Raw genomic sequence first — 11,086 nt, forward strand, 5'->3', positions numbered from 1 at the left:
GGAGAGTGTTCGATGTCCAACATGATGAAGGCGCTGGTGAAGGCCAAGGCCGAGCCGGGCATCTGGATGGAAGAAGTGCCGGTGCCGGAAATCGGCCCCAACGACGTGCTGATCAAGGTCAGGAAGACCGCGATCTGCGGCACCGACGTCCACATCTACAATTGGGACCAGTGGGCGCAGAAGACCGTGCCGGTGCCGATGGTGACCGGCCATGAATTTGTCGGCACCGTCGCGGATTTCGGCGCGGCCGTCACCGAATACAAGGTCGGACAGCGCGTCTCGGGCGAGGGTCACATCGTCTGCGGCCACTGCCGCAACTGCCGCGCGGGGCGAGGGCATCTCTGCCGCAACACGCTCGGCGTCGGCGTCAACCGGCCCGGCGCCTTCGGCGAGTATGTAGCGATCCCGCAGCACAATGTCGTGCCGATCCCCGACGACGTGCCGGACGAGATCGCGGCGATCTTCGATCCATTAGGCAACGCCGTCCACACCGCACTGTCCTTCGACCTGGTCGGCGAGGATGTGCTGGTCACCGGCGCCGGCCCGATCGGCATCATGGGCGCGCTGGTCGCGCAATGCGTCGGCGCGCGGAAAGTCGTTATCACCGACATCAACCCGGTCCGGCTGGAACTGGCGCGCAAGCTCGGCGTCCAGCATGTGGTCGACGCCTCGAAGGAGAAGCTGCGCGACGTGATGCCGGCACTCGGCATGACCGAAGGTTTCGACGTCGGGCTGGAGATGTCGGGCGCCGCGCCAGCCTTCCGCGACATGATTGACACCATGAACAATGGCGGCAAGATCGCCATCCTCGGCATCGCTCCCACCGGCTTCGAGATCGACTGGAACAAGGTCATCTTCAAGATGCTGCATCTCAAAGGCATCTACGGCCGCGAGATGTTCGAGACCTGGTACAAGATGATCGCCCTGGTGCAGGGGCCGCTGGATGTCTCGGGTCTGATCACGCATCGCATCGGCATCGACGATTTCCAGGTTGGGTTCGATGCGATGCGCAGCGGCAGTTCCGGCAAAGTGGTGATGGATTGGTAGGGTTTGGTTGAAGCAGCATCCTGGCAATGCTGCGGGACAGCTCCCTCTTTGGCCTGCCGGACAGAGGGGGTGTGAAGGATCGCTACGAAGAAGATAAAGCCTCTTCCAGTGCTGCCACCCCCCTGACAATCGCCGCTCTCTCTTCCTCGCTCAGCCTCGCCAGCAGCTCCCTTTCAAACGTCTTCGCCAGCGGCACCATCTCGCGATAGGCGGCGAGCCCCGCCTTGGTCAGCGTCAGATGCTCGACGCGGCGGTCGTTCTCGTCCGGCGTCCTTGTCAGCCAGCGCCGGCGTTCGAGCTCGGCGACCGCGCGCGACACCTTGGTCTTGTGCATGGCCGACTGCTCGCCGAGTTCCGTCGCCGTCATCATCCCGCGCTGGCCGAGGCCTGAGAGCGTGCGCCATTCCGGCCGCGTCAGACCGTGGCGCTCCTTGTAGATGCGCGAGAATTCGCGGCTCACGGTGTCGGCCAGCCGGTAGAGCCGGTAGGGCAGGAAGTTTTCTAGCTCGAGAATTTCCGGTTTCATTTGGCGCACCATCGATGCGGGGTTCGGCGTTGATAGTTACATTATCGATGGTTACAAATGAAACCAGTTTGGTCAACATCACCGGAAAGCCTTCCTCAACGCTGAGGGCGGCAGCCCGGGATCAGGGAGGATCGGATGGCCTTTTCCTATATGCCGGGCTTCGGCAATGATTTTGAGACCGAGACGCTGCCGGGATCGCTGCCGCAGGGCCGCAACTCGCCGCAGCGGCCGGCCTACGGGCTCTATGCCGAGCAGCTTTCGGGCTCGCCCTTCACCGCGCCGCGCGGCACCAACGAGCGCTCCTGGCTTTACCGCATCCGTCCCAGCGTGAAACACACCGGCCGCTTCAAGGGCGCGAGCTATCCCATGTGGAAGACGGCGCCCAACGTCGGCGACCACGAGCTGGCGCTCGGCCAATACCGATGGAACCCTGTTCCGATCCCGACCGAGCCGACCGACTTCATCTCCGGCATGCGCACCATGACCACCGCCGGCGACGCGGTCGGCCAGTCCGGCATGGCGGCGCATGTCTATGTCGCCAACCGCTCGATGGTCGACGACCATTTCTTCAATGCCGACGGCGAGCTCATGATCGTGCCGCAGGTCGGCACGCTGCGCTTTGTCACCGAGATGGGCGTCATCGAGCTTCGCCCCGGCGAGATCGCGGTGCTGCCGCGGGGCCTCGTCTTCAAGGTCGAGCTCGCCGACAAGGAGGCGCGCGGCTATGTTTGCGAGAACTACGGGGCAAAATTCACCATGCCCGACCGCGGCCCGATCGGCGCCAATTGCCTAGCCAATCCGCGCGACTTCAAGACCCCCTGCGCCTGGTTCGAGGAGAAGGAGACGCCATGCCGGCTGATCGTCAAATGGTGCGGCACTTTCCACGTCACCGAGCTTGGCCATTCGCCGCTCGACGTCGTCGCCTGGCACGGCAACTACGCGCCCTATAAATATGATCTGGCGACGTTTTCGCCGGTCGGCGCGATCCTCTTCGATCACCCTGACCCGTCGATCTTCACCGTGCTGACGGCGCCGAGCGGCGAGGAGGGCACCGCCAATGTCGACTTCGTCATCTTCCCGCCGCGCTGGCTGGTGGCGGAAAACACTTTTCGGCCGCCCTGGTACCACCGCAACATCATGAGCGAGTTCATGGGCCTGATCCACGGCCAGTACGATGCCAAGGAGGAAGGTTTTGTCCCCGGCGGCATCAGCCTGCATAACCAGATGCTGGCGCACGGACCCGACGCCTCCGGCTTTGAGAAGGCCTCCCGCGCCGACCTGAAACCGGTCAAGCTCGACAACACCATGGCCTTCATGTTCGAGACGCGCTTTCCGCAGATGCTGACGCGCTACGCCGCCGAGCTCGAAACCTTGCAGGAGAACTACATCGACTGCTGGGCCGACCTGAAGAAGCGCTTCAACGGCACGCCGGAAGGCGACTGGCCCTGATTGGTGAGGTCAGAGTCAGGAAAACATCGGCGGGTGGCTTGACGATCACTCGCCACGGCCTTGTTGTGGGACGAGCGGCACGAAGCCCGCGAGGAGAGGAAACCGCATGAAGCTTGCCACTTTGAAGAACGGGACGCGCGACGGAAAACTGGTCGTGGTCTCGCGCGATCTGACGCGGTTCACCGACGCTTCTTTCCTGGTGCCGACGCTGCAGGCTGCGCTCGACAATTGGGAGCGCTTGGCGCCGCATCTGGCGGCGATGGCGGAATCGCTCGAGACCAACGCGGTGCCCTCGGCCCGCTTTCACGAGCATGACGCCCATTCGCCGCTGCCGCGCGCCTATCAATGGGCGGACGGCTCCGCCTATGTGAACCATGTCGAGCTGGTGCGGAAGGCACGCGGCGCCGAGATGCCGGCGAGTTTCTGGACAGATCCGCTGATCTACCAGGGCGGCTCGGACTCCTTCCTTGCGCCGCGCGATCCGATCCGCATGGCCGACGAAGCCTTCGGCATCGACATGGAGGCGGAAGTTGCCGTCATCGTCGGCGATGTGCCGATGGGCGCCGGGCTGGGCGAGGCACGCGAGGCCATCCGCCTCGTCATGCTGGTCAACGATGTGACGCTTCGCGCCATCACGGGGCCGGAACTGGCAAAGGGCTTCGGCTTCTTCCAGTCGAAGCCGTCTTCTGCTTTCTCGCCGGTCGCGGTGACGCCGGACGAGCTTGGTGATGCCTGGGACGGCGGCAAGGTCAGCCTGCCGCTGCTCGCCGATCTCAACGGCAAACCGTTCGGCCGTGCCAATGCCGGCATCGACATGACCTTCGATTTCCCGGCCTTGATCGTGCATGCCGCGAAAACGCGGCCGCTCGCCGCCGGCGCCATCATCGGCTCCGGCACCGTCTCCAATAAGCTGAATGATGGGCCAGGCAAGCCGGTCGCGGCAGGCGGCGCCGGCTATTCGTGCATCGCCGAACTGCGCATGATCGAGACCATCGAGAGCGGCGAGCCGAAGACACCGTTCCTGCGCTTCGGCGACACGGTGCGGATCGAGATGAAGGACAAGGCCGGCCATTCGATCTTCGGCGCCATCGAGCAGAAGGTCGAGAAATACGAGGGGGAGAAAGGAACCTGAAAGGGTGACCTTGCTCGAGCACCTGCGCCGGATGGCGCGCAACAATTTGTGGTCGAACGACCGGCTCTACCGCGCCGTGCTGGAGCTTCAGCCCGGCGAGTTCGAGGCCGGTCGAACCAGTTTCTTTCCCTCGATCAAGGAGACGCTCAACCACATCCTTGCGGTCGATCGTCTCTATCTCGATTTTCTGACCGGTGGCGGCCTCGGTGCTGCGGCCTATGACGACTTCATACCGTTTGACGATGCGTCAAGCCTGGCGGAAGCGCAGGCCGACTTCGACCGAAGACTTGTCGCTTTCTGCGACAGCCTGTCCGAGCTTGATCTCGACCGCCGCGTCCTCACCGATCGACGCGAGGACGGCATGATCCCCGAAAAGATCGGCGACATCCTCGCCCATGTCTTCCTGCACGACATCCACCATCGCGGCCAAGTGCACGCGATGCTGTCGGGCACCTCGGTTGCGCCGCCGCAATTGGATGAGTTCTTGCTCGATTACGACATTAAGCTCAGGAAGGACGAGGTCGAGCGGCTTGGGTTGTGAACAAGTGAGAACGCTTCGGGAATTATTGTAGTTACGAAAATTATTGACTTAATTCATGTAGGTACATAAATTCAGATGCAGATCGTCTGGGATGAACCTAAACGGTTGGCCAACATTGACAAACACGGCTTGGATTTCGCGGCGCTAGACGAGGAGTTTTTCCTTGCCTCGGCGATCCGGGCGGCCAAATCCGGCCGTTTCATGGCGATTGGTCGGGTAGTCGGCGGCGGCGTTGTTGCAGTGGTCTTTTCCCGGCTTGGCTCCGAAGGCATCTCGGTTATTTCAATGCGGGCGGCCAACCAGACGGAAAGGAGATTGTTCGATGGCGAAAGCTAAGCTGAACACTACAAAGCTGGACAACGGATTCAAGTCAGGCAAGGGATTCACCGAGGAAGATTGGGATGCGGTTTCGGACAATCCCGAATGGACCGAGGAGGATTTTCGGAATGCTCGTCCCTTCGCCGACGTGTTTCCGGACCTTGCCGAAAGCATTCGCCGCTCACGTGGTCGGCCGGCACTCGACAATCCGAAGAAGCAGGTAACGCTGCGCCTCGACAGCGATGTGGTTGCTCGTTTCCGTGCCAGCGGGCCCGGCTGGCAGAGCCGAATCAACGAAATTCTGAGGAAGGCCGCCGGCCTTTAGAGTAGCCGGCGGCTTGGTCTTTCGGCTGACTACGCCGCCCTGCCATCCAGCTTGATCACGCCACGCTTGATCTGGTCCTGCTCGATCGATTCGAACAGCGCGCGGAAATTCCCTTCGCCAAAACCTTCGTCGCCCTTCCTTTGGATAAATTCGAAGAAGATCGGCCCGATCACCGTCTTCGAGAAGATCTGCAGCAAGATCTTGGTCATACCGCCGTCGACGACGCCTTCGCCGTCGATCAGGATGCCGTGCTTCTTCATGCGCTCGATCGGCTCGTCATGGCCGTGCACGCGCTCATGCGACATCTCGTAATAGGTGTCGGGCGGGCCGGGCATGAACTTCAGCCCGTTGGCGGCGAGCTTGTCGGTGGCATCGTAGATCGCGTCCGTACCGACGGCAATGTGCTGGATGCCCTCGCCATTGTACTTCTTCAAATACTCGGCGATCTGGCTGGTTTCGTCCTTGGACTCGTTGAGCGGAATGCGAATCTTGCCGCAGGGCGAGGTGATCGCCCGGCTGACCAGTCCGGTGATCCTGCCGTCGATGTCGAAGAAATGGATCTGCTTGAAGCCGAACAGGTCACGGTAGAAATCCCACCACTTGTCCATGTTGCCGCGATAGACATTGTGGGTCAGGTGGTCGAGATAGTAGAAGCCGACGCCGTCGGGTTTTGGATTGCGCTCGCCCAGCCACTCGAACTCGGCATCGTAAGCCGAGCCCTTCTCGCCATAGATTTCGACGAAATAGAGGAGCGATCCGCCGATGCCGACGATCGCCGGCGCGTCGAGCGCCTTGTCGGTGCCCTCATAGGGCACAGCACCCTTCGACACGGCATGGTCGAAGGCATGCTTGGCATCGACCACGCGCCACGCCATCGAGGCGGCGCAGGGGCCGTGCTTTTCGACGAATTTCATCGCATGCGAGCCTGGCTCGGCATTGACGACATAGTTGATGTCGCCCTGGCGCCAGACGGTAATGTCCTTGGTGCGGTGCTTCGCCACCGCGACATAGCCCATGCGGGCAAAGAGCTCGGCGAGTTTTGCCGGCTCTGAATGCGCGAACTCGACGAATTCGAAGCCGTCGGTGCCGGCGGGATTCGCCTTGCTGATCTTGGCGGGCGGGGCGTCATGCGGGAAAGGGCCCATGGCAGTCCTCCGAAAGCTGTTGCGGCCGTGCTTGGCCGATTTTCACCATAATAACGCTGGACGGCTGCATGGTGCTTGCATTCAACCGCCTGGAATGCCCATCATGTGCGCAGATTGTGCATGATTGGGGAGAAAATCATGGATGATGCGCGCCTTGATCAATTTGACCGCAAGATACTGGCGCTCCTGCAGGGCGATGCGCGGCTCACCAACAACGACCTTTCGGAGCGTGTGAACCTGTCGGCCTCGCAATGCTCGCGCCGCCGCCAGCGGCTGGAGGAAGATGGCTATATCAGGGGCTATCGCGCCGTGCTCGACCGCGACCGTCTCGGCTTTTCGCTGGTCAATGTGATTTCGGTGACCTTGGCCACCCACAACCGCGACAATGCCCGCCGCTTCGGCGAACTGGTGGCGCGGCTACCCGAGGTGCAGGAAGCGCACGCGCTGACCGGCGAGATGGATTACATCCTGAAGGTGGTGACGCCCGATCTCAAATCGCTTTCCGAGTTCGTCAACGGCGTGCTGCTGCCGCATGAATCGGTGCGGCACGTCAAGACAGCGATCGTGCTGGAAACGCTCAAGGAGACCGGCGCGCTGCCGATTTAGTTTGCGGAGATCTTTGTTGGATGCGACGGCGACGGAACGCGAACCTGCGGAATTGGCTCTCGCCAATGCGCAAGCTTTCACCCCCGCTGCTGCTGGATCAGCCCATAGAGGTTGGTGCAGCGCGCGCCGGAGCGGCAATAGGCGAAGACTGGGCCTTCGAGCTCGTCGAGCGCCTCGGCCTGATCCTCGACATTGTCCATGGTGAGCTGGCCGCTGATCACCGGGATGTAGCGGAAGGCGAGCCCCGCAGCTTCCGCGGCCGCCTTGACGCTGTCGGCAGAGGGCTGGCCGGGCTGCTCGTCGTCCGGCCGGTTGCAGATGACGCTCTTGAAGCCGGCGTCCTTGATGGCAACGATGTCCTCGGGCTGGATCTGCCCCGAGACCGAATAGTCTTCGCTGATCTGGCGGTATTCCATAGCGTCGTCCTCGCAATCCTTGGCCGCAGTCATGCCACCGCGCGGCATTGGCGGCAATCCGTAGCACCGGATCTCTCTGCCAAATAGAGAGTGCGGGGCGGAAAATCCAACCGGGCCGATTTTAGCCCGGTTGGATGATGCCGCTTAGCTTCCGAGCAGCGCGCCTTTGAACTGCTCGATGTTGTTGTGCATCATGTCGATATAGGTCGAGGCCGGGCCGTCGGGCGGCGACAGCGCATCGGAATAGAGCGTGCCGCCGACCTTGATGCCGGTCTCGCTGGCGATCTGCTCGATGAGCCTGGGGTTGGTGATGTTCTCGATGAAGATCGCCGCCGCCTTGTCCTGCTTGACCTGGTTGACCAGCTTGGCCACGTCGGCGGCCGAAGGCTCGGAATCGGTCGAGATGCCTTGCGGAGCAAGGAAGGTCAGGCCGTATGCATGCTCGAAATAGCCGAAGGCGTCGTGCGAGGTGATGACGACGCGCTTGGCCTCGGGGATCGCCTGGATCGCCGCGGTCACTTCGCCCTCCAACGCGTCGAGCTTCTGCGTGTAAGCGGCGGCATTGGCCTTGTAGGTGTCGCAGCCCGCGCTATCGGCGGCGCAGAATGCATCGGCGATATTCTTCACGTAGATCTTGGCATTGGCAATCGACTGGAAGGCGTGCGGGTCGTTGACCGTCTTGCCGCCGCCGGTGCCGGCGCCTTCGGCCGCGTCGGCATCGGCGAATTCCGGCTTGAAGGCGATCGGCGTCACGCCCTTGGTCAGCGTCACGATCGTCGCCTTGGTGGCGCTGGTGTCGACCAGGCGCTGCAAAAAGCCTTCGAAATGCAGGCCGTTGACCAGCACGACATCGGCGCCAGCCATCGCCACCGCATCGGCCGGGGTCGGCTCGTAGACATGCGCGTCGCCGTCCGGGCCGACGATGGTGGTGATGTTGACGCGGTCGCCGCCGACATTTTTCGCAAAGTCAGCGATCACCGTGAAGCTCGCCACCACCTTGAGCGGCGCCGCAAAAGCGGACGATGTGGCGAAAGCGCTTAATGTTATAACGCTCAGCGCCAGGGCGGCGCGGAAGGATTTCAACATTGGGAAGAGTCTCCTTGCTTGGGGATTAAGCTGTGCGGTGGCGGTGATGCACGATACGGGCGCGCAGCGCGCCGCGCGTGCCGAACAGGATCGAGCAGAAATAAACGACGCCGGCCGAAAGGATGATAGCCGGGCCGGACGGCAGTGAGGCGTGATAGGACAAAAGCAGTCCGGCTATGCAGGGGGCAAAGCCGATCAGCACCGCCAGCGCGCACATCGGCTCGACGCGAACCGTCCAGAAGCGGGCGGCGGCGGCCGGCAGCATCATCAGCCCGACCGAGAGCAGCGTGCCCAGCGCCTGGAAACCGCCGACGAGGTTGAGCACGACCAGCCCAAGAAAGATGAAATGGACCGGGCTGCCCATGCGGCTCACCGAGCGCAGGAACAGCGGATCGAGGCATTCGGCGACCAGCGCCCGCCAGAAGATGGCGAGGCAGGCGAGCGTCACAACCACGATGCCGCAGATCAGGATCAGCGCCTCATTGTTGAGCGCCAGCACGGTGCCGAACAGCACATGCATCAGGTCGACGCTCGAGCCGCGGATCGACACCATAAGCACGCCGATGGCGAGCGAGATCAGATAGAAGGCCGCCATCGAGGCGTCCTCGCGCTGGATGGTGAAGCGCGAAACCGCCCCTGCGCCGAGCGCGACGATGATGCCGGCGATCAGCCCGCCGACGGTCATCGGCAGGATCTCGAGGCCATAGAACAGGAAGCCCGCGGCGGCGCCGGGCAGGATGGCGTGCGCCATTGCGTCGCCCGACAGGCTCATGCGCCTGAGCATCAGGAAGACGCCGACCGGGCAGGCGCCGAGCGACAGCATCAGCGAGCCGAACAGCGCCCGTTGCATGAAGGCGAAATCGGCGAAGGGCTGGATGAACAGGCCGTAGAGAAACTCCATCACGCCGCCCTCGGTCCGGAGCCATGGCCGTGATGATGATCATGCGCGTGCGCGTGGTCATGATGTTCGTGGTCATGGCCATGGTCATCGGGCTCGCACCAGGGCGCGTTCTCTTCCCAGGCCTCGTGAAAACGCCGCGCCTTGAGCAGGTTTTCAGGCCTGAGCGTCTGTTTTGTGTCGCCCCAGGCGACAGGCTGGCGGGCGAGCAGCAGCGTCTCGGGAAAATTCCGCCGCACGAGATCGAGGTCGTGGACGACCACCATGATCGTGCGCTCCTCGCCATGCCAGCGCTTTATCAGCTGGATGAGGTCGCCGACGGTCTTGGCGTCGACGGCATTGAACGGCTCGTCGAGCAGGATGAGGTCGGCATCCTGCAACAGCACGCGGGCAAACAACGTGCGCTGCAGCTGACCCCCGGAGAGCGTGTCGATCGGCCGCTTCTCGAAGCCGCCGAGCCCGACCGCCATCAGCGCCTTGCTGACCGACTCGCGATCCTCTTTGGTGTAGCGGCCGAGCATGCCGCGCTTCGGCCACAGGCCAAGCGAGACAAGGTCGACCACCCGCGCCGGGAAGCTGCGGTCGAGCTCCGACTGCTGCGGCAGATAAGCGGTGCGCACGCCGGGCGCGCGGACAACCGTGCCCTCCATCGGCTTCAGCACGCCGACAATGCCCTTCATCAGCGTCGACTTGCCCGAGCCGTTGGCGCCGACAACGGCAGTCAGCGAGCCTTTTCGGATCGTGCCGTTGAGGTGATGAATGGCCGGATGGCTGTTGTAACCGAGCGTCAGGTCGCGGAAGGTCAGGCAGGCATTTTTCATCAGGCGTTCCGGATCGGACACGAATTCGAGAGCACTCGTCGATATGTGATGTTATTACATTAGTCAACATGCCGGTTCGGCAGAATTGTGTCCAGATCGGTCAACTCGCCGTGTACACGGAAGCGGTCCGGAGCCGATAAATTGGCTCAATCGGTTTCGCGCCGGTCGGCCTTGCCCGGAGCCGGCACGAACTCTAAACAGGCGCGACCCTAGAAAGAAGGAACCTCCCATGAGCATTCGTCGTATCGATGTCGGCCCGCGCATGAGCCAGATCGTCATTCACGGCAACACTGTCTATCTGGCCGGCCAAGTCGGTGAGCCCGGCGGCAACGTCGCCTCGCAGACTCGCGACATCCTGAAGACCATCGACGAATTGCTGGCCAAGGCTGGCACCGACAAGACCAAGATCGTGCAGGCGATCATCTGGCTGGCCGACATGGGCACCTTCGCCGAGATGAATTCGGAGTGGGACAAGTGGGTGCCGCAAGGCCACACGCCCGCCCGCGCCACCGGCGAAGCCAAGCTCGCCACCCCGGAATATCTGGTCGAGATCATTATCACGGCGGCGCTGTAAGGCGCTGGATCCGCCAATCTTCCCCTCGTGGGCCCGCGAGGGGAAGATTGCTCATCCCTGCGAAGGCGTGAACCGCGCCACAAGCGTGTGGCTTTCCGCCGGATAGATGAAGCGCACATGCGTGACCGGATGCTCGGCGCTCCAGGTGCGGCGCTCGACCACCAGGCAGGGCGCACCGGGATCGATGTCGAGCGTGTCGGCG

15 protein-coding genes are annotated in these 11,086 nt (G+C 62.7%); 8 read left to right on the plus strand and 7 right to left on the minus strand.

The features are described from left to right. Positions 1-12 precede the first annotated feature (12 nt). A complete protein-coding gene (tdh, locus tag EOA60_RS02445) occupies positions 13-1,047 on the plus strand; it encodes an L-threonine 3-dehydrogenase (RefSeq protein ID WP_067000502.1) in 1,035 nt (344 codons plus the stop codon). A gap of 82 nt (positions 1,048-1,129) precedes the next feature. Here the strand turns inward: tdh and EOA60_RS02450 are convergent, their stop codons facing one another. Further along, positions 1,130-1,573, minus strand: coding sequence for a MarR family transcriptional regulator (locus tag EOA60_RS02450; RefSeq protein ID WP_164748462.1), 444 nt, complete (start codon positions 1,571-1,573; stop codon positions 1,130-1,132). A 135-nt stretch (positions 1,574-1,708) separates the two neighbouring features. On the opposite strand from EOA60_RS02450, the gene hmgA reads away from it, so the two are divergent. The 5 genes from hmgA to EOA60_RS02475 all read left to right on the plus strand — a co-directional run bounded on the left by hmgA (position 1,709) and on the right by EOA60_RS02475 (position 5,338). Continuing rightward, on the plus strand, positions 1,709-3,022 hold the full coding sequence (hmgA, locus tag EOA60_RS02455) for a homogentisate 1,2-dioxygenase (RefSeq protein ID WP_095824779.1): 1,314 nt from the start codon (positions 1,709-1,711) through the stop codon (positions 3,020-3,022). A 106-nt stretch (positions 3,023-3,128) separates the two neighbouring features. Further along, complete coding sequence (locus tag EOA60_RS02460) at positions 3,129-4,154, plus strand: fumarylacetoacetate hydrolase family protein (RefSeq protein ID WP_095824778.1); 1,026 nt, start codon at positions 3,129-3,131, stop codon at positions 4,152-4,154. A 4-nt stretch (positions 4,155-4,158) separates the two neighbouring features. Further along, positions 4,159-4,695, plus strand: coding sequence for a DinB family protein (locus tag EOA60_RS02465; RefSeq protein WP_095824777.1), 537 nt, complete (start codon positions 4,159-4,161; stop codon positions 4,693-4,695). A gap of 75 nt (positions 4,696-4,770) precedes the next feature. Next, positions 4,771-5,031 (plus strand): BrnT family toxin, encoded by a 261-nt coding sequence (locus EOA60_RS02470; RefSeq protein WP_095783194.1) that lies wholly within the window; start codon positions 4,771-4,773, stop codon positions 5,029-5,031. Then, positions 5,018-5,338, plus strand: a complete 321-nt coding sequence (locus EOA60_RS02475) for a BrnA antitoxin family protein (protein ID WP_095801227.1) — start codon at positions 5,018-5,020, stop codon at positions 5,336-5,338. Before EOA60_RS02470 ends, EOA60_RS02475 begins: the two co-directional genes overlap by 14 nt. Positions 5,339-5,367: 29 nt before the next feature. Here EOA60_RS02475 and hppD read toward each other — a convergent pair whose 3' ends face one another. After that, a complete protein-coding gene (hppD, locus tag EOA60_RS02480; RefSeq protein WP_095824776.1) occupies positions 5,368-6,483 on the minus strand; it encodes a 4-hydroxyphenylpyruvate dioxygenase in 1,116 nt (371 codons plus the stop codon). A gap of 138 nt (positions 6,484-6,621) precedes the next feature. Here hppD and EOA60_RS02485 point away from each other — a divergent pair, with 138 nt between their 5' ends. Continuing rightward, positions 6,622-7,089: an Lrp/AsnC family transcriptional regulator gene (locus EOA60_RS02485; protein ID WP_127335571.1), complete on the plus strand. Its 468-nt coding sequence runs from the start codon at positions 6,622-6,624 to the stop codon at positions 7,087-7,089. Between the two features lie 77 nt (positions 7,090-7,166). Here the strand turns inward: EOA60_RS02485 and EOA60_RS02490 are convergent, their stop codons facing one another. The 4 genes from EOA60_RS02490 to aztA all read right to left on the minus strand — a co-directional run bounded on the left by EOA60_RS02490 (position 7,167) and on the right by aztA (position 10,310). Beyond that, complete coding sequence (locus tag EOA60_RS02490; protein WP_067000965.1) at positions 7,167-7,505, minus strand: TIGR01244 family sulfur transferase; 339 nt, start codon at positions 7,503-7,505, stop codon at positions 7,167-7,169. A gap of 144 nt (positions 7,506-7,649) precedes the next feature. Next, entirely contained in the window at positions 7,650-8,591 is a 942-nt protein-coding gene (gene aztC / locus EOA60_RS02495) for a zinc ABC transporter substrate-binding protein AztC (protein WP_095824774.1), read from the minus strand. A gap of 25 nt (positions 8,592-8,616) precedes the next feature. Further along, positions 8,617-9,492 carry a zinc ABC transporter permease AztB gene (gene aztB / locus EOA60_RS02500; protein ID WP_127335572.1) on the minus strand — a complete coding sequence of 292 codons (876 nt, stop codon included), beginning with the start codon at positions 9,490-9,492 and terminating at the stop codon, positions 8,617-8,619. Further along, the gene (gene aztA / locus EOA60_RS02505; RefSeq protein ID WP_095824773.1) at positions 9,492-10,310 is read right to left on the minus strand and encodes a zinc ABC transporter ATP-binding protein AztA; all 819 of its coding nucleotides are present in this window, start codon (positions 10,308-10,310) and stop codon (positions 9,492-9,494) included. Before aztA ends, aztB begins: the two co-directional genes overlap by 1 nt. A gap of 229 nt (positions 10,311-10,539) precedes the next feature. On the opposite strand from aztA, the gene EOA60_RS02510 reads away from it, so the two are divergent. Then, positions 10,540-10,884 (plus strand): RidA family protein, encoded by a 345-nt coding sequence (locus EOA60_RS02510; protein WP_095778583.1) that lies wholly within the window; start codon positions 10,540-10,542, stop codon positions 10,882-10,884. Between the two features lie 51 nt (positions 10,885-10,935). Here the strand turns inward: EOA60_RS02510 and EOA60_RS38695 are convergent. Further along, on the minus strand, positions 10,936-11,086 hold a 151-nt coding region (locus EOA60_RS38695), incomplete at its 5' end, for a UTRA domain-containing protein (protein WP_245502516.1).

The organism is Mesorhizobium sp. M1A.F.Ca.IN.020.06.1.1, assembly GCF_004023265.1.
In the GTDB taxonomy this organism is placed as follows: Bacteria; Pseudomonadota; Alphaproteobacteria; order Rhizobiales; family Rhizobiaceae; genus Mesorhizobium.